Origin of the sequence: Paenibacillus oceani, assembly GCF_014705615.1 — a bacterium.
GTDB classification, from domain to species: Bacteria; Bacillota; Bacilli; order Paenibacillales; family NBRC-103111; genus Paenibacillus_AB; species Paenibacillus_AB oceani.
This window is the reverse complement of the sequence record NZ_JACXJA010000037.1, coordinates 41,348-59,264: the sequence shown is the minus strand read 5'-3', so window position 1 is coordinate 59,264 and position 17,917 is coordinate 41,348. Positions and strand designations below refer to the sequence as shown.

General features: G+C 53.5%; 11 protein-coding genes. 2 read left to right on the top strand and 9 right to left on the bottom strand.

Going from position 1 to position 17,917, the window contains the following annotated elements; translation table 11 throughout:
• Positions 1 to 29 precede the first annotated feature (29 nt).
• Positions 30 to 1,355: an ABC transporter substrate-binding protein gene (locus IDH45_RS24190; protein WP_190930711.1), complete on the bottom strand. Its 1,326-nt coding sequence runs from the start codon at positions 1,353 to 1,355 to the stop codon at positions 30 to 32.
• A gap of 279 nt (positions 1,356 to 1,634) precedes the next feature.
• Complete coding sequence (locus IDH45_RS34755; protein ID WP_263364858.1) at positions 1,635 to 1,763, bottom strand: hypothetical protein; 129 nt, start codon at positions 1,761 to 1,763, stop codon at positions 1,635 to 1,637.
• Between the two features lie 183 nt (positions 1,764 to 1,946).
• Here IDH45_RS34755 and IDH45_RS24185 point away from each other — a divergent pair, with 183 nt between their 5' ends.
• Positions 1,947 to 2,807, top strand: a complete 861-nt coding sequence (locus IDH45_RS24185) for an AraC family transcriptional regulator (RefSeq protein ID WP_223836927.1) — start codon at positions 1,947 to 1,949, stop codon at positions 2,805 to 2,807.
• A gap of 2 nt (positions 2,808 to 2,809) precedes the next feature.
• Here IDH45_RS24185 and IDH45_RS24180 read toward each other — a convergent pair whose 3' ends face one another.
• The 5 genes from IDH45_RS24180 to IDH45_RS24160 all read right to left on the bottom strand — a co-directional run bounded on the left by IDH45_RS24180 (position 2,810) and on the right by IDH45_RS24160 (position 12,213).
• On the bottom strand, positions 2,810 to 6,487 hold the full coding sequence (locus tag IDH45_RS24180; RefSeq protein ID WP_223836926.1) for a heparinase II/III domain-containing protein: 3,678 nt from the start codon (positions 6,485 to 6,487) through the stop codon (positions 2,810 to 2,812).
• 276 nt (positions 6,488 to 6,763) lie between these two features.
• Positions 6,764 to 7,903 carry a toxic anion resistance protein gene (locus IDH45_RS24175; RefSeq protein WP_190930708.1) on the bottom strand — a complete coding sequence of 380 codons (1,140 nt, stop codon included), beginning with the start codon at positions 7,901 to 7,903 and terminating at the stop codon, positions 6,764 to 6,766.
• Positions 7,904 to 7,941: 38 nt separating this feature from the next.
• Complete coding sequence (locus IDH45_RS24170; protein WP_190930707.1) at positions 7,942 to 9,633, bottom strand: vWA domain-containing protein; 1,692 nt, start codon at positions 9,631 to 9,633, stop codon at positions 7,942 to 7,944.
• Positions 9,634 to 9,645: 12 nt separating this feature from the next.
• Entirely contained in the window at positions 9,646 to 10,383 is a 738-nt protein-coding gene (locus tag IDH45_RS24165) for a hypothetical protein (protein WP_190930706.1), read from the bottom strand.
• A 336-nt stretch (positions 10,384 to 10,719) separates the two neighbouring features.
• Positions 10,720 to 12,213, bottom strand: a complete 1,494-nt coding sequence (locus IDH45_RS24160; protein ID WP_190930705.1) for an arylsulfatase — start codon at positions 12,211 to 12,213, stop codon at positions 10,720 to 10,722.
• A gap of 94 nt (positions 12,214 to 12,307) precedes the next feature.
• On the opposite strand from IDH45_RS24160, the gene IDH45_RS24155 reads away from it, so the two are divergent.
• Positions 12,308 to 13,216, top strand: coding sequence for an AraC family transcriptional regulator (locus IDH45_RS24155; RefSeq protein WP_190930704.1), 909 nt, complete (start codon positions 12,308 to 12,310; stop codon positions 13,214 to 13,216).
• Between the two features lie 44 nt (positions 13,217 to 13,260).
• Here the strand turns inward: IDH45_RS24155 and IDH45_RS24150 are convergent, their stop codons facing one another.
• Entirely contained in the window at positions 13,261 to 14,586 is a 1,326-nt protein-coding gene (locus tag IDH45_RS24150; RefSeq protein WP_190930703.1) for an ABC transporter substrate-binding protein, read from the bottom strand.
• 375 nt (positions 14,587 to 14,961) lie between these two features.
• Positions 14,962 to 17,577 (bottom strand): phosphoenolpyruvate synthase, encoded by a 2,616-nt coding sequence (gene ppsA / locus IDH45_RS24145; protein ID WP_190930702.1) that lies wholly within the window; start codon positions 17,575 to 17,577, stop codon positions 14,962 to 14,964.
• Positions 17,578 to 17,917: the final 340 nt, after the last annotated feature.

Sequence of the window (17,917 nt, the reverse complement as noted above, 5' to 3'; positions counted from 1 at the left end):
CGCGACCGCAAAGGCGCCTGCCTAAAGCTTTACTTTTTCTTCGCCTTCTCGGCCTCTATCGCTTTATTCGTCTCTTCCGCCGCTACCCGCAGCGCGGTGTTCACATCGATCAGCCCTTGTATCAACTTGTCCATTTGCGCCGTCCATTTCGATTTGGCTATCGCATCGTAAGGCGTCACCGGCATTGGAGCGGCAAGCTGCTTCGGAAAGCGTGCCATCAGATTTTTACCTTTCAAATAGTCGGTCTCCTGCCCGTATACATCCTTGACCGTCTTGTCGGTCATCACCGGCATAAGCCCTCTCTTCGACATCGTCTTCTGGAACGGCTCCGATGCCAGGAAGGCGGCGGCATCGAAGGCGGCCTCCTTGTTTTTGCTCGACGAGGTCACGAACGTATACGTCGGATACGGCTGCGGTCCGTAGCCGGGGCGTTCCTTGTATTCCGGCATGGTCACCATATCCCAGTTCGCCTGGAATTCCGCTCCCGGCGTGCCGATATGGGCCATCATCGCCACCGTTTTCGTTTCCGTAAACGCCTTGTACTGCTCGGTCAAGCTGACCGTCTTCGCATCCACCCCATTGCCGGGGATTTGATAAAACCGGGCCAGATCGGAAGTAAAGCGCTGACATCTGTCGTCAAGATCGAATAGAGCTTTGTCCGTCTTCGGATCGACGTATGGAACCGAGAGCTGGTTGATTTGAGACATATGGGCGACGGAGGAGATGAAGCCCCGGTATTGCACGCCATTCTCGACCCGGGTCAGCCGCTTGGCCAGTTCGTACGTTTCATCCCAAGTCATGCCGTCCTTCGGATACGGTACGCCGAACTTGTCGAACAAGTCTTTGTTGTAGGTCAGCAGGCCGACCGTATTGTTCAGTGGCAATCCGTAGATCCCCCCGTTCGAAAACAGCTTGATCAGCTCAATCGTCGTCGGTTCGAACCGGTTCAGGTCCAGATTGCGGGACTGGATCAGACCCGTCAGGTCGTACTGCAGATTGTTGTCCAGTATTTGCGCCTGGGTGAGTCCGATCGACGAAATCACCACATCGATCGTCGTACCGCCGGCGAGCAGCTCCGGAATTAGCGTTCCTTTGCCAGAGGGTATAAACTTCAGCTTCATAGGGGGATACTTCGCGACGACGGCGTTTCCGTACTCCTCCATAAACCGCTCTTCCGACCACCCGCTCGAGGTGATGTAAAAGACGAGCTCGACCGGTTCCTTTTTCTCCACCTCCTTCCCGCCCGACGACGACCCTTCGCTTTTGCCGCTCCCCGGTTGTCCTCCCGAGCAAGCCGTCAGGACGGTCCCCAGCACGATGACGGCCAAGCTCCAATGCAACGTTTTTTTGACCATATCCGATCCCCCTATGGTTCCTATTCGAATGTAACGCGATGCCTAGACGACCGGCGGCTGTCTCCACATTTCAGATGCCCGCCCGGGCACTACGCCGGCTAAAGCGACCGCACTTTCGACGCTTCAAGCGTACCACGATTAATGACAGCACGGTTTGGCTCAGCCACGAATCTATGTTGTTCAATTACGAATCTGGACGCTCCTCGAACTGTGACGTACCTGAGTGTCTCCCCCTTGTCCACACCCGCCGCATTCCTTTCTCGTTACGGTTCGACCGGATCATTTCCCGCCTGGTACGCCTCGTCTTCCGGTCGCCATGCCGTCTTCATCGCGCAGATGGAACGACAGAAAAGAGAAGACCACCGACATCAGTCGGCAGCCTTCCCCTTGCCCAACGTTTGTTTCCACCGCTTCCTGCGACTCCTGAATCATAATTTGACACAACTTCGCCGCTAAGCCGATCCGTGAACGGCTGCCCCTTGATTGTTTTAGGACGGCCCATCCCTGTTGCGTTAATTTGGAGTGTCGGCCTTCCGTATATCTGCTATAATGTTGCTCAATTACGAATTGATCGAAGGCAGGCGAAAATTGATGCTATTTGCGGATACGCTGAAACGTCCAATCGAGCTTCAGCTCGTCGTAGACCGGGCCGCGCCCTACAAGGAAGTGTTCCATTTCCATCCCGGCGCCGAAATTTTTTATATACACGAAGGCGCGGGGCAAGTGATCGTCGAGCAGCATCTGTACGAAGTGAAGTCCGGCTCCCTGCTTTTCTTCCGGCCGTTTCAGCCGCACTACCAGCAGATGGAGGTCGGCCCGGGGCAGCCTTATGTCCGTTCGCTGCTCAAGTACAGTCCGAGCTATTTCTCGGAATTTTTGAAACCGTTTCCCGCGCTTTATAAATTTCACGATTACTTACTTCACTCCGATTCCGTTCTGCAAATTCAGCAGTTGCTTGCTCCCGAAAAGCTGGATTACTGGGTCCGGGACTTCGATCAACGCTTCCGGTCGCGTCCCGTCATCGACGATCTGGAGCGGAACGCATTGTTTCTGCTGTCGTTTTTCCAGTATATCCAGCCCATCTGGCAGTCCTATAGCGAGGCAGATGTCCAGCGGCCGTCGGTCGATCCATTCGTCGTGCGCATCCTGAAATGGATCGACGAGCATTACCAGGAGGAATTCCAGTTGGAGGCGCTCGCGCAAATCGCCCATATGTCGCCGAACCATGTTTCTTACTTGTTTCAGAAAACGACCGGCAAGACGATTACCGATTTTTTGACGATCCGCCGAATGAAACAAGCTTCACTTCTGCTGCAGACAACCTCCTTGTCTGTTCAAGAAATCGGAGAACGGTCGGGCTACACGAACTTCTCGTATTTTTGCCAGGCGTTCAAGAAACATATGGGGATGACGCCCGGCCAATTCCGCTCGCAGCCGCCGCTGCGTACGTGATGTCATCGGAGCCGGACAACATTGTCGATCCGGAAAAGGTGTGGCCCGTTCCATTTTTTGAAAGGATAAAACTTCATGTCCGAGCTACCGTCCTCGCGGATCGTAAAACCCGGGTCCGTGCCTTCGATCAGCAGAAGCGTCCGTCCTTCCTCACGTACGATGTCCCGAATCGGATACCCGTTCGCGCTTCCGTCCGGGTGAGTCACGATGACGCAGTTCCCCGCCGCATCGTCGGGAACGGCCGCGCCAGTGACTAGAGCGTCAACCGGATCGCCGTCCGCTTTGCGCAGCACACTATCGATAACCCCTTCCGCCGGTCCGTCTCCATGGATTGCGAGCTCACCCTTGCTCAGCAACGTGCCGCCGATCAGCACCATCTGAGCGACCTCCCCGTTCTCGATCCGGATGAAGCCGATGCCGCCCGACAAGCTTATATCGCCTACTATCAGAGGCTGCCGCAGACCGGCGGGGCCCGAACTGAGTATAATATCCGTTGTACCGCCGTAAGCTACAGCCAGCGCGACATCTCCTCCCCCGCCCTGTTCCGGCTGAAGCAGTTCCGCGCGCCGAATGCGCGGATCGCTGCCTTCGGAATACGGTTCCATCACATGGACGAACCGGCTACTCAGATCTGCACCTTCCTTGCGGACTACCATCTTGGGCATCGAATAGCGGACCGCCTCGACGTTGTTATCCATCGACTTATCGTGTAGTCGGGTAGCCCTCAGCGATGGAGCTTTGCCGAGAAACAACTCGCTTCTTTCCCCGGAGCCGCTTGATCCGTTCAGTCCGATCACCTTCAGCCGGCCCTCTCCCGATGTTCGGAGCGTGACTTCATATCCGTCTCTCCCGGTTTCCGCTTTTTGTACATCCTGTATGTACATATAACCGTAATATTGACCTTCGGCATCTCCTTGCTCCAATTCGCCAGTCGGCGGCGTTACTTTCGTTCCCGGAGGAAGCAGACGAAGACCGTACGGCCTCATCGGCACACTTAGTTCCATGACGCTGTCGCGGTTGGCATCCCCGTTCAGCGTGTATTCGTGGCGGGTGCCTCCCCGTATCCGGAATAAGTCGACCACATAACCAGGCCGCTCGACCGTTCCGCCTGTTGCGCAGGTTCCGCCGCCGAAGCCGATCAGCCACGCTTCTCTGCCGTATTCCCGCAGATCCGGATACGCGTTCTCCTGATTCATCCGCATCATTTGCACGTCTGCACCAACCGACGCGAACAAGCGCAAGCTGCCGCCGTCGACGCCGCTGTTCCGGTCCATATCTTTGCCGTCTACGATAACTGTATTGTGGCACATCGTCGATCTCGTCCATTGCCGGTACAGCGTATGTGTATAGCCGATATCCGGCAAAAGCTCCTGCCCGCAGGCGAACAGCGCCAGATTGAGCGGATCGAGATGGTCGTGGCCGTATTTCGGCACGCAGCTCATATACAGCTGTATTTGACGCTCTCCCGAGCCCAGCGTCAATCTGGCGATGCCAGACGCAGGCAGAAATAACGATGCTCCGGCCGGATCCAGTGATCGCGATTTGCTGAACGCCCATGTATCCTGGATCGGGTAATAATGTCCGTTCGGATATGTTATACCGCTGATAACGCGTTTGAAAGCATGCAGAGCCGGATAATCGCGCTCTAAGTCGAGATCGTCCGCTCTTTGACCGGAACGCGGCGAGACGTAGCCTCCCGGATCGGTCCACCCTTTTGCCGCCTCGATAGCGGCTTGAAGCCCTCCAATCGACTGGAGATGATACGATACGCATACTTCGCCGAAGAAGCCGTCGAACAAAAAGCGGCCGGCCACGAACAACCGTATTCGCTCCAAAGCCTGATGAATGTATCGAGGGTGTCCGGTAGCGCGGCTTAGCGCGATCAGTCCGATCCAGTTGTGGTAATCGTTATTATGATTCCCGTTCGAAAAGCTGTCGAAAAACGCATACGACGGCCGGAACATGCCTTCCACAATTTTGCGGTCGGCATCGACGCCGGTCTCCTCGCTCAATATTTCGAATGCATTCGTCTTTTTCACTTCGGCGTACGCCTCCGCCAAATGCCGCAGCTCCCCGAGATCGGAGGTCGACCAGCGGGACCATACGCCCCCCCAATAATGATAAGGCGGACCGGCATTCCCTTCCGTCGGATAACAACCCCAAGGATAATCGTTGGTCGGGACCCAGCCCGCGTATGCATCGGCCCACCGGTCCAACAACCTCGCGGCTCCCAGCGGGTCATACTTGGCCAGCTTGCTTGTCTGATTCAAAGCATATATTTTCTGCTCGTACCAGAGCAGCCCGGTCATTGAATAACGCCTGCCGTCTGCGTCTTCGTAGTACGGTACACGCACCTCTTCACCTTTGCGGTTATGAACGACGAATGCCTTGTCCTCCGGGAACCGGTCGTTCGGATATCTTGTTCCCGTACGGGGCGAAACAAGCGCAAATGGATCGCTAGGTTCCCAACGGAACAGCTTGTCACCGGCATACAACTCCGGACACTCCGGGTCTCCCCCGAAGATAAAACCGGGTTGCGGCGGAATCAGCTCCAGCAATCGGACGACCTCCTCTGAAGGCGCCTCCTCCACTACGATCCGCAAGTCAGCCGCCGGAGGCGGGACGTACAAATTTTCCCCGGCCTCGATAAGCGATTGGCTGTCGAAAGAGAGCAGCAGGAGGCGTTGCCGGTTCATCCGGTCCGTTACGTTCATCTCAAGCTCATACCAGCCGGTCTCGAGCGGCTTCGGGTGACGGAATGATATGGTGCCGGCTGCGGCATCCACCTCGAATTCCTGGATAGTAGTCCGCTCGCCGGAAGGCATTCTCCATGTCAATTTGACGGAAGCAAAGTCGCAGCCGCCAAGCTCCTCTGCATCCAAAAGCAATCTTTTATCGGTAAATCCGCCATAGATCAGTGCCGCCTGAACCGGCAGCCACGGCTCCGGTCGGGACGCCTCGTCGTTCCCGGGAAGCCGATGCCAGTAAAGACGGCTCATCCGGCCTTCCGGCAGCACATCGACTCTCACGCTGTAGCCGGACGTAGGCAGGCCCAGATCGATAATCGCGGACTGCCGTACGGGAATGATCGAGCTGAGCGGTCGCGGAGCCGCAATGCCGCAGCAGCGGATGACATTGATTCGCCATTCGTCACCCGGCAGCGGCTCCCGGTCCATGACGGAAGCAATGGGAACCGCAACCTCCAGAGTCCAGCCTTCGCCACCGCTTCGCAAGGCGGAACGGATGCTTTCAGGCTGCTCCAAAAACTTGACGCCGTGCCCGTACACCATATTCATCTCACGCGGTCCCGTCGCGATGTCCAGCGGAATATGGAAAAAGCGGTCGGGCCGCTGCGGAGCGGACAAGAGGATATCGATCCTCTCCGCCGCCGCGCGTGCTCCGTCGTCTCCCCTTCCGGTGATGCCGAAGTACAGACAGCTGTCGTCGCAGGCGAGCCGCACCTCCGTGTCCTCGTCCGGGCTCACAGGCTCATTGACGTAAATCCCCCGAAAACCGCTAATTCGGGCTGCTTGGCTCCACACCGCCTCGTCCAGACTCCCGTCGATGATAGGAGCCTCGCCGATCCGCGGAATGATCGACCATCGGTCGGTCTGGCCGACCACGACCGCGATCGGCCCTTCCTTACCGGTTCTTCCAACCTCCATTGCCGGTTTAGCCATGTTCCGCAAAGCGGGATCCCCTCTTCCTTTGTATTGTCCGATGCTTTCCGTCGTAACGGATATCCCAACCTTATCACAACCAGCGCCGGGGCAGTGTCGACGAGTTACTTCATAATATCGCTCCATTACGAATTGCGACTTGGCCGCTGTTGAAAATAAAAAATGCCGGCCATACGTTCAGCCGGCATTTCATTATTCCGTTCGACAAAAGTGCTGGTTTTGCTCTGAAGTGCGTTCCTCACTCGAAAATGCGCAGGTAGATATAGCCGCCCCGCTCTATAACCCCAGCTTGTGGCCCTTTTCCAAACGCACGATCTGCTTCTCGCCCTCGTCGGCCAGCGTCCGGAATTGGTCGATCGTTTGACGCATTCTGGGCAGCGCCTCCTGCTTGTATACGCTGATGGAATCCAGCGCCGATAACACGTCGGCAAACGCCTGCTTCAGCGTATCGACGGATATGTTCGCCTCCATCGATTGCTTCTGGATCGCAGCCCCCTGATTTTTCAGCATGCGGGATGTGCCGGCGATCAGTTCGTTTGTCGTCTGATTCAACAGTTCTATTTTCTTTAGTACGATTTTCTGATTGTAAAGCGCGCTCGCGACCGTTACGGAAATTTTCAGCGCCGAAATCGTGACATTTTTGGCCCGGTCGACCCCTCGAATCAGTTCCTTGTTATTGCGGATGACCACCTCGATGGCCATAATGCCCTGCTGGTTGACGACCAGCATCTGTTGCAGGTCCATCACCCGCTGGCGCAGCGGGAACAGCACTTCTTCGGTGATGAAGCGGATTTTGTCCGGGTCTTCGTTTTGCCGCTTGGCTGTTTCGATTTGCGCTTTGATCGATTCATCCATCAAAGCCCCCAGCTGAATTTCCTTCTGCAGCTTTTTGGTTAGATCCCGAAGCGTCTGCTGCTCGATCTCCAGCGTAGTGTTATCATTTTTGAGGATAGTCTTGCCCTTATCGAGCGATATCACAATATCGGCTATGACCGAATCAGCTTTCTGGTACTTCAGGAAATACGCACGCAGCGGATTAAACAGCTTGCCCAGAAATCCGGTCTTGGCAAAATCGATCAGGCTCGGGTCGAGATCCTTCAGCTGGATATGCAGCTCCGTCAAGCCTTGGGCGACTTGGCCGCCCTCATCTCCTATTTTGGACAAATTCCCGACGGATATTTGAAGCAGCGCATTTTTCTCCGAAGACGCCCTCATCGAGTTCATGCCGAACGATTCGATCGAGACGAGAATCTCCCTGCGCTTCTCCAGCGACTCGACATCAAGCGCCATGATCGCCGCAACGTTGGCAACCGCCAGTTCTTTCAGCTTCGCTACTTCTTCGGGTACCGGCTGTACCTCTTGCTCGATCACGGCCTTAATTTCTTCCGGACTAGCGACTTCCATTGAAAATGACATCGTATTCCTCCCCCGGTATAGTAGACGGATCGCCCAAGTTACATTTGCACATTAAACAGGTTTCCGATCTTGTATATAACGTCGTCGGTGTCCGCATTGATGCTGGCCGCCTCGTTGATGCTCGAAATGCTTTGCAGCGCCTTGATATTGGCATTGTAGCCGACGGTGTAGATCGGCACTCCGTATCCTTCGATCAGTCCTTTGATGTCTTTCAACGAATAGCCTTCATTCGTCTCGCCGTCGCTCAGCACGAAAATGATCGGCTTCACATTCGGATCTTCGGCCATCTTGTCCTGCAGCATCTTCATCGCCACGACAATCGCATCGAACGTAGCCGTCCCCCCGCTCGCCTGGAGACTGTTTACCGCCCCGACGAACATCGATTGCTGATTTGTATCGTACTTGCCGATCGGAAGCCGGACGGAAACGTCACTGGAGTAGGAGATAAGCCCGATGCTATTTTCTCTGCCCAAATATTTCTGACCCTTCAATAACGATTCCTTCAAGCGGTTCAGCGGCTCGCCCGCCATGCTGCCGGAAACGTCGGCGACGAACACCGCGGCGATCGGCTTGCCGACGTTTTTCTTTTCTTTCCACAGCTTCTGGGCCGCCGACAGCAGGCTGCCGTCCACCGCGGCCATCTCTGGCTTGTAGTCGTCGAGACTATTAAAGCCTTTATCCTTCGCGGATTTCTGGTACTTTTCCTGCGTAACGAACTCGGCAAATTTCTGAATAATGTCCAGCTTCTCTTGCGGCAGATCGCCTAGCGCGTACAGCGGACTGTCATGCCGGACGCCGAAAGGCGTGAATACGTAGCCGCCCTTTAGATCAGCCGCGTTGACGTACGTTTGGTATTCCAGCACGAACCCGTCCAACGCGCCGGATTTGGCCGCATCGCGCATCTGTATCGTCGTCGACGCGATGAAGGGCACGTTCGCCTGGAACTTCTCAAACCCTTGCACAGCCTTGTCGCCGAGCAGATTGGAACTGTCGAACGTGTTCAGCGCCGTTACGAGAAAGTTCAGGCCGGTCGAGCTGGCGAACGGATCGGTGTAACCCATCGAAAATTCGTTGTCCGCAATCGCCTCCGTTACGGTTTTGACGTTGATCGCCCCGTACGTGCCCATAAGGGCGTCGTATTTGGACTTGGCAATCACGATCCCCGGCACATTGCCGACGAGGCGGTCCGTTACCTTTTGGACTTTGACTCCGCTCGCTTTCACCATCTCGCCCCACAGCTCATTGGATGGCGTGAAGGCGTCCGGCACGTACTTGCCCGATTTGATATAGTCCGTTGCCGTCCCGGAGGCGATATTGCGCACTTTAACCGATACGGGCTTGCCGCCCACCATGATATTCTCTTTGTTGAACTCCGCCGCCACGTCGGTCAGCCACCCGTCCACCCCGGTGCCCGATTTTTCGGTCGAGGAGAAGATTTCCACGAACTGGTTCGTCGAATTGTTTACCGTGACCGGGAACTTCGAGATGTCCGGCAGCGATCCGGCAACATCGATCGGGTTCAGGTCGATTTGGCCTTTAACCGTAGGCTCATTCTTTACCTCGATATTGGCGTATAGCTTGCTCAGCTGCTTGGCCGCGTCTTCGAGTGTAACCTGGGCTTTGGACTTGCCAAGATTGGAAGTCAGATTGACTCCTACATAGACAAGGGCGAACACGAAGGCCAGGATCAGGAGCGCGCTCAAGTAAAACTTGTTTTTTTTCTTTGCCAATCCAGCACCTTCTCACTGTTTATAATATTTGGTCTGCTTGATTAACGAGTCGATCTCCTGCATGCAAGGCATATTCTCGATGTCGCCCGGCTCGAAGCTGTCCAGGCGGGATATTTCCAGCAGCAGCTTATCCAGCTTTAACAAAATTTCCTCGTTGTTGTCCAGCGAATACTTCAGGAACGACAGAAATTCGTTGTATAAATTCGTTTTTTCCTGGAGCAGCTGCTTGGAATAACGCGTCGTTTTCTGCGCCATCACGGTTGCAAAATCCGCTTCGTCGAACACATGGAGCCGGTTCAATACGCTTCTCACATTCAGGTAAAACAGTTTTTCGACCTCGCGGATGACGGAAGCGAACTTTTTGTAGCTAAGCTCGCCCGATTCGAACCGCTGGTTCAGGACGTCCAGAAGCGTTTCTTTCTTTTTCCGGATCCGCTCCAGCTGCTCCAGAGAGAACCGGATATCGCCCTCAAGCGGTTTGATGCGCGCGTAGCGGGTTAATGCTTCCGCGTAGTCCTCGTGCGAACGGATCTGCTTGACCGGTATCGCTTCGGGCTGACGGGCCAGCAGAACGTAGCTCCCGTACAGCAGCGCCAGAGCGCTGGCCACCAGCAAGGTGACCCCGGAAGCGGTGGCGAGAGCGCTTCCGCCGATCGCAAGGCCCGCGAATCCGGGGGAAAATACAACAATATTGAGAACAGCGACGCCCGCAATCAGTCCGATTAGTTTTATGTATTTGCTCCCAGTCAATCGTTACACCCCCTTTACCCCTTCAAGAAACGTCCGCGCCTGAACCTGACACAGGGCAAAGCCGGAGTGCCGCCAAAAGGATAGAACTTATGGAGAACATTCGACATTTTCCCTCATTTTCCTTTTTCAGCGGCCCTTGTTTCACTATACGTTAAAAAAGCTTGGCAGTTTCGCCAAGCTTTTTTTATACGCCGTATCGACATCCAGACAGCAAATTCCTCTTAGTCTTTCGCTGCTTGTACTAGTGAGGGTTTTGTTTCAAGCCGAGAACGATGTTAACAAGGTTGACCATTCGATACGTTTCATTTGCTTCGCTTCCTTCCGAATCCTTCTGTTTTATGGATGCGAGCTCCCATGTCCGGCTCGAAGTCGGTCCCACCGCTCCATTCGTTCGTTGAATTTCGGCGGTACGATGCGTGACTTCCCTGCCTGGCCTACGAGCTGCCCGTCTTCCGTCAAGCCGGCGTTTCTAGGCTCCAGCAAGGTGACGAGCCGGGAGCGCCAGCGGCCCAACTCTTCGCGATGTTCCGAATTGTTTGCCAAATCGGCGCATTCGCCCGGATCGGCGGCAAGATCGAACAGTTGCTCCCTCCCCCGTCTGGCAAGCCAAATATATTTCCAATGGCCATCGGTCAAATAATGCATCTCCTGCAGCTCCGAGTAGCAGACGCCGTGCTCGCCGTGTATATAAGGCCGCCATCCGGTCTTCTCGCCGCGGATGAGCGGCAGCATGCTTGCGCCGTCCACCGTCCCGGGGACGCTGCAACCGGCCGCTTCCAATATCGTCGGCATAATGTCCTGCAAACCGACGACCCGATCCACCTTGCGCATTTGCAATCGAGCCAGCGCCGCTGGCAGACGGACGATCATCGGAATATGCGCGGAGCCTTCGTAGCCATACGTTTTTCGCCATAAATGATGGTCGCCCAGCATATCTCCATGGTCCGACGTAAAAATAATGACCGTATTGTCATATACGCCAAGTTCTCTCATTTCATAAAACAGCCGGCCGATTTGATGGTCGATATGATTGATATTGCCATAGTAGCCGGCGCGCGCCCGACGTATTTCCTCGGCGGACCGGTTCCCCCTCCATGCTTCCGTTTGAAGGCCCGGCACGTCGTGCTCTGCGGACCAGTCGCCTATGAACGGCTCAGGCAAGCTTTTCCCCAGATAAAGGTCGAAATAATACGGAACGGCGTCGTACGGTGAATGCGGTCGGGCGAACGACGTTTTCAGAAAAAAAGGCTTCTCCGGATCGCGCGCTCGCAAAAATCGGATCGATTCGTTCACGGTCCAGTTCGTCGGGTGCAAAAACTCCGGCGCATGGTAAGGGCGGGCCATCCATGAATTCCACGAAATCCCGTGATCGATATACCCGTAGTCTCCCGTCTTCCGTTCCTCGAACCATTTCCGATAATCGGAGACGAATGAAGGATCGCCTCTTCTTCCGGATTCGTCCAGTACGGTGTGATGGAAACCGTTAAGCGCCCGTTGCGGCTCGAAGTGCATTTTGCCTACACCCTGCGTATGGTAGCCCGCTTTCGCCAGTTCTCCCGGCAGCGTATGTTCGAATCCGCCGCCCATCCCTTTCGCAATGCCGCCGCCCGCCGAGTAAATGATGCCTGTATGCCACGGGTCCATTCCCGTCAGCAGCGAGGCGCGCGCGGGGATGCACGACGGCGTGCACGAGTATGCGTTAGCGAAAACCGTGCCTTCGCCGGCGAGCGCATCGAGAACCGGGGTCTCGATTGCCGGATTGCCGCTTGCGCCGAGCGTGTCCCAGCGCTGCTGGTCCGTCATGATGAGCAGTACATTCGGTTTGTTCATTCTCCATTTTCTCCTGTCCGCATGGTGAACGCCGTATTCACACGACGGCGATAATCTGTGATAAAGTATTACGTAGAAAGGGGGACTTCGCCTAATGTTCATCCTCAGCGACTCGTTCTACACCGATTATTTGCAGTTCAAAGTGTGGTGGGCCCGGGATATGTACAAGCCCTCGACGTACACGTCCGACATGCGGTTTCCGCACACGATCTTTTGGCTTGTGTACGAAGGCACGTGGAGTATGACCGTGCACGGACGCGAACTAACGGCGAAGCCCGGCGATCTGCTCCTGTTCCCGCCCAATACGACGATCGGGTTACAACAAGGCGAAAACGAAAGCATACGCTACTTATCGCTGTGCGTCGACTTGAAAATCGGCAGCCTCGATCTGGTCACGCTGTATGGGCTGCCTCCGTACACAAACTGGACCGGTTCTCCCGAAGTACAGCCGTTTACGGACGTATGGCGAAATGTGGTTAGATCGTTTGACTCGCTCGGCGAGTTTATAACAGCCCGGAAGCGGGAAGCGCCGCCCGCAGGCGATCACACGCACATGATTCATACCGACATCTCCCTGTCTTTTTTGGGACTGCAAGGCGCTCTTTACGGATGGCTGAAGCAGTTTCTGTCGATTATGAGAAAGCACCTGCCCCGCGAACCGCTCCGCTTCGATCATCGGGTCATGAAAGTGTGCGACTACGTCCGCCTTCATCTCGACAAGCCTTTGCGTCTGCGCGATCTGGCCGGACATGTGCATTTGAGCCCGAGTCATCTTAGCCATTTATTCGTCAAAACACTCGGCGTATCCCCGCTCGAATACGTTCGCCAAGCCAAAATTCAGCTGGTCAAAGAATTGCTCGTGCATTCATCCTGCACGATTAAAGAAATTGCCGAAAAAATAGGCTACGGCGAGCAAAGCCAGCTCAGCCGCTATTTCAGCCAAGTAGAAGGAATGAGCCCTCTGCAATTCCGGAACGCCGCGACCTCTGCGATATCGTTGTGACGATACCGATGTCGCGGCGTTTTTTCGGATCGGAGAGCGTGCCCTTACTTTTTGCTTTTTTCCGCGTTGATGTCTGCCCTTGCGGCTTCCGCGGCGTCCCTCAGCGCAGTGTTCAAATCTTTGCTGCCGGTTACGATTTCCTTGAATGCTGTGTTCGCTTTTCCTGCTGCAATACTGTTCAATTTGTCCTTGTTCGAAATCGGCGCCGTTTTCTCCGAAAAATACGCCTTGATGTTTTTCCCTTTATACATCTGTTGGTTTTGCGCGTAGGCGCTTTGCACCGTTTGGATCGTAACGGTTGGCAGGGTGCCTTCCATCGACTGCTTCATCTGGAATTCGTCGGACGTCAAGTACGCGATAATTTCGAACGCTTGATCCTTATGCTTGCTCATCCCCGTAATGCTGAAAAAGGCGGGCGATTGCTGGGGCGCCACTCCTGCCGCTTCCTTAAAGTAAGGCATCGGGATCACATCCCAGTCGAACGTGGCGGGGTATCCAATCATGTCGCTGCCGTAATACGCATACATCGCCGCAGTCTGGTCTTTTTTGAACAAGTCTGCGTGTTTGGTAAGCAGGTCGTTGACGAACTGCGTGCCTGCGATCTGATAAAAGCGGGCGAAATTGTTCACAACCGCCTTGAATTTGTCGTCCTCGAGCATCACCTTGTCCGTTTTCGTATCGTAGGACGGTACAGACAGCTGATTGTTCGTAATCATATGCGAATACGAGGTCGTGAGTCCGAAATATTGCGTGCCGCTATCGACGCGAGTCATCTTTTTCGCCAATTCGTAAATATCGTCCCATGTCGAGCCTTCTTTCGGATACGGAACGCCGAACTTATCTAACAAGTTTTTGTTGTAGAACAGCAGGAAGGTGTTCGACCGAGTCGGCAATCCGTACATGCCGCCCCCCGCGTACTCTTTCATAAATTGCACCGCCGACGGCTCCAGGCGGTTCAGATCGTACTTATGCTTCTTGATCAACTCCGTGATGTCGTACTGCAAATTGTAGTCGACCAGCTCATTGATCGTCGATGTCGACGATATAATGATGTCAATCGGCTGACCGGACGCGAGCAAATCGGCCGTTTCGGTTCCTTTCGCATACTGGATGAACTTGACCGTTACGTGAGGGAACTTCTCTTTAATATCGTTCCCGTTCTCCCGCATGAACTGCTCCGGCGTACGTCCCGCCTGAGGCGAGTAAAAGACGATTTCTACCGGTTCTTTGCTTGCAGCCCGCTCCTCCGATGACGGCTTTGAAGAAGCGCTGCCGGCCCCCCCGCCGTTTGCACCACAAGCTGCGGCAACCGATGCTAGCAAAACGGCTGCGCCGATACCAGCTATTCGTTGTTTTGGTATTGAAATCATCTTCTCGAATCCCCCCAGACTTTAGTTTGACGCTGCCCCCGGGCAACAGCGGTCACGATAAGAGCGCTTACAATGGGTCATCTCGCGCTCCTTCGTTCTTCTTTATCTTATCATGGGGCAGCGGACGGCTCCCATTGCAAAAGATTCTGTCTTTTTGACATTTCTTACGGACGGATATATTAGTTAGCTCAACATAACTGCTTGTTGGCGCTTTCGTTCATGAACATTTACGGCAAAGGAAACTGCCTTTGAATACGAAAAACCGTCAGGAAAATCACCTGACGGTCCTTTGACGTGCAAACCGGTACGTTGGTGCGTGCAAGGAAATGGGTACTTTGGCTCGACACTTGCCGGCTCGACTAGGAAGGGGCGCAGCTACAAAATTTCGATATACCCGTCTGTCCCATGCACGCGTATTCGCTGTCCGTCTTTGATTAGCTGGGTTGCATTGTCCACGCCGACGACGGCCGGTATGCCATATTCACGTGCGATAACGGCCCCGTGGGTCATCAGCCCGCCCACTTCGGTGACGAGGCCCTTTATCGATACAAACAAAGTTGTCCAGCTGGGGTCGGTGAAGGAGGTAACCAATATATCTTCATCTCCCAGATCGGCATTTTCCATGTTTAAGATCACACGCGCCCGCCCCTCTATAACTCCGGAAGAAACAGGCAGACCCGCAATAGCTCCGGATGGAAGATTTTCCAGGTTATACTTCCCTGTTATGATCTCGCCATCAGAAGTGATCACACGCGGCGGAGTTAGCTTTTCATATAAGTTGTACTCGTCTTTTCGTTTGCGGATGATCCGGTAATCCAGTTTACTTGTACGTACGGCTTCGTGAAGTTCTTCGAACGTAAGATCGTATATATCTTCTTTTTCCTCGATAACGCCGGTTTGTACGAGACGTGCGGCTTCTCTCAGCAACGCCTGTTTATATATGAAGTAGCGATTAACCATCCCGTATTTGGGATATTCCCGATACCCGATGAAATTCCGGATCAGGTCGATCCTTTTTTTGGTTTCTGTTGCTTTTTGTTCGCCATCCGTCAGTTGCTTCAACCGTTCCAATATCTCTTGTTCTTTTTTCAAAGCCTCCTGTCGTCCTTGCTCGAATTTCCGTTCGCTCGCATGAGGCTCGAAGTTTTTGATGTTACCGAGAATCAGGGGGACCAGCGTAATGGGTTTTTCGCTCCAACGTGTTTTTGAAATATCGATTTCTCCGCTGCATCGCATTCCGTATTTGCTTAAATAATCGCAGATAGCTTCCCGGGTTTCCGGTCCACCATCGAGCTTAACCAGTTCATCCAGAAAGTCATCCTCTCTTACATGCTGTAAATAATGGATGACTTCCGGATAGAGACGAATCACATCTGCGACATCCAAAAGCGCCAGTCCCATTTCCGAAGTAATATTGCCCGGCACAGATTGAGAAAGCGGATCGGCCGCGTTTTTTTCACCTAACCACTCGTTCAGGTTTTCATTGATCCATGAGGAAGCATTCATAGCAGCCATAATGACAGCCGTGCTTTGCGGATCGAATAATATCTTCTTTAACTGCTGGAGGTCATCCAAAATAAATTCAAATAAATCGGGTCCTGATTTCGTTTGGATGTTTTGTTTCAGCTCTTCGATCGATGACAAACTGCGCCGAATCAGATCAGAAACGATCGTCGGATCGTTTTCGATTTGTGGTTGAGAAGCCCAAGCCTGAACAGCTTGATTACTTTTAGCGGGGCCTTGCTGTCTGGTGTGGTACAGTGACGATTTTATAAAACCTTCTCGCTCGATTATAGTCGTAAGTGCGTCTTTTATGAGCGGATCGGATTGTCCCAGTGTATTTACCAGGGCATCCCTGGAGGCCGGGGAAGCCAGCATCGGTGTAACGTCCACAAACAACCTTGCACCGGCTGTACGCATAGGCGCAAGAGTTGTTAGCAGGTAAAAGGACAATCCCAGCGGTTTCATGGCATCTGTCATCATTTGTTGGTGACCTACCGATAAATAAACGTGATTTTCTTCATCATCCGCTTCAGGGATCGGGTATAATGTCGTGATGGGCCGGCTTTGGACAATATAAAATGTATCATCCGCCAGACACCATTCGATGTCTTGCGGGCGGTCCAAACAAACTTCGATCTGTCTTCCGATGCGTGCCAATTGTAAAATTTGCGGATCAGTAAGTGTTTGTTCATTCTGCTGTTCCGGATCGATCTGCCGGGTCTCTGTTCCGCCTTCTTTGCGTCCATAGATAGCCAATTTCTTGGCTGCTATCCTTATATCGACAATTTCCCCTTCCTGTACTTGATAACAATCGGCAGATACCAAGCCGGAGACCAATGCTTCTCCAAGTCCGAAACCGGCATCGATGGATAGCCGTTTCCGGTTGGAGGTAACCGGATCAGCGGTAAATAAAATTCCCGAAGCTTGCGGAAAAACCATCCTTTGAACGATAACGGCTAAATATACTTGCCTGTGGTCGAACCCGTTCTGCATACGGTAGATTACCGCGCGGTCCGTATACAGGGAAGCCCAACATTTGCTGATATGGTGCAAGATCGCTTCTAGGCCGATGATATTTAAATAGGTGTCTTGTTGTCCGGCAAAAGAGGCATTCGGTAAATCTTCAGCCGTCGCACTGGAACGCACCGCATAAGCATGTTCCTCGCCATATCGGGAGAGACAGGCAGTCACCGCTTCCGCAACATCGGAGGGAATTTCGGCTTCCCTAATGATTTGTCGGATTTTTCCGCTGATTTCACCAATCTGATCCCGATCCTCTACTTTTAGCCGGGTGAGTCGATCCAGCAACGCCTGGTACGTTTCGTTATGTTCGATAGCTTTTCGATAGCCTTCCGTTGTAACGCAAAATCCTTCCGGTACATGCACTCCTTCCATTTTGGATAATTCGCCTAGATGCAATCCTTTTCCCCCGACTAGCGAAAGCTGCGTGTTTCCGATTTCCTGGATTCCGAGTACTAACGAACTCATTCAGCATCTCTCCTGACCCAATAAATTGAGAAAAAAACATTTGACAAGAGTTCACCGGCGTGGTACGATTAGAGTGTAAGATAAGATAATTATGTCTGAAAAACAACAAAAAGTTGTAAGCTGATTATATCATTGTGTTTGTTTATGTGCAATAGTAAAGAACCTGGAGAGCGTGCCCAGGTTCTTTTTTGTTCGTTACATAAATATTTCAACAGCCAGCTTGCCGCCATCCGTTAAAATCCAGGCCCTACCGATCGCCCGCTGCAGCGTTATATGCAAAGGATTGATTGTTCCTCGCTCGGTCGTTACAAGTCATCCCCCCTTATTTTATTCCACTCAT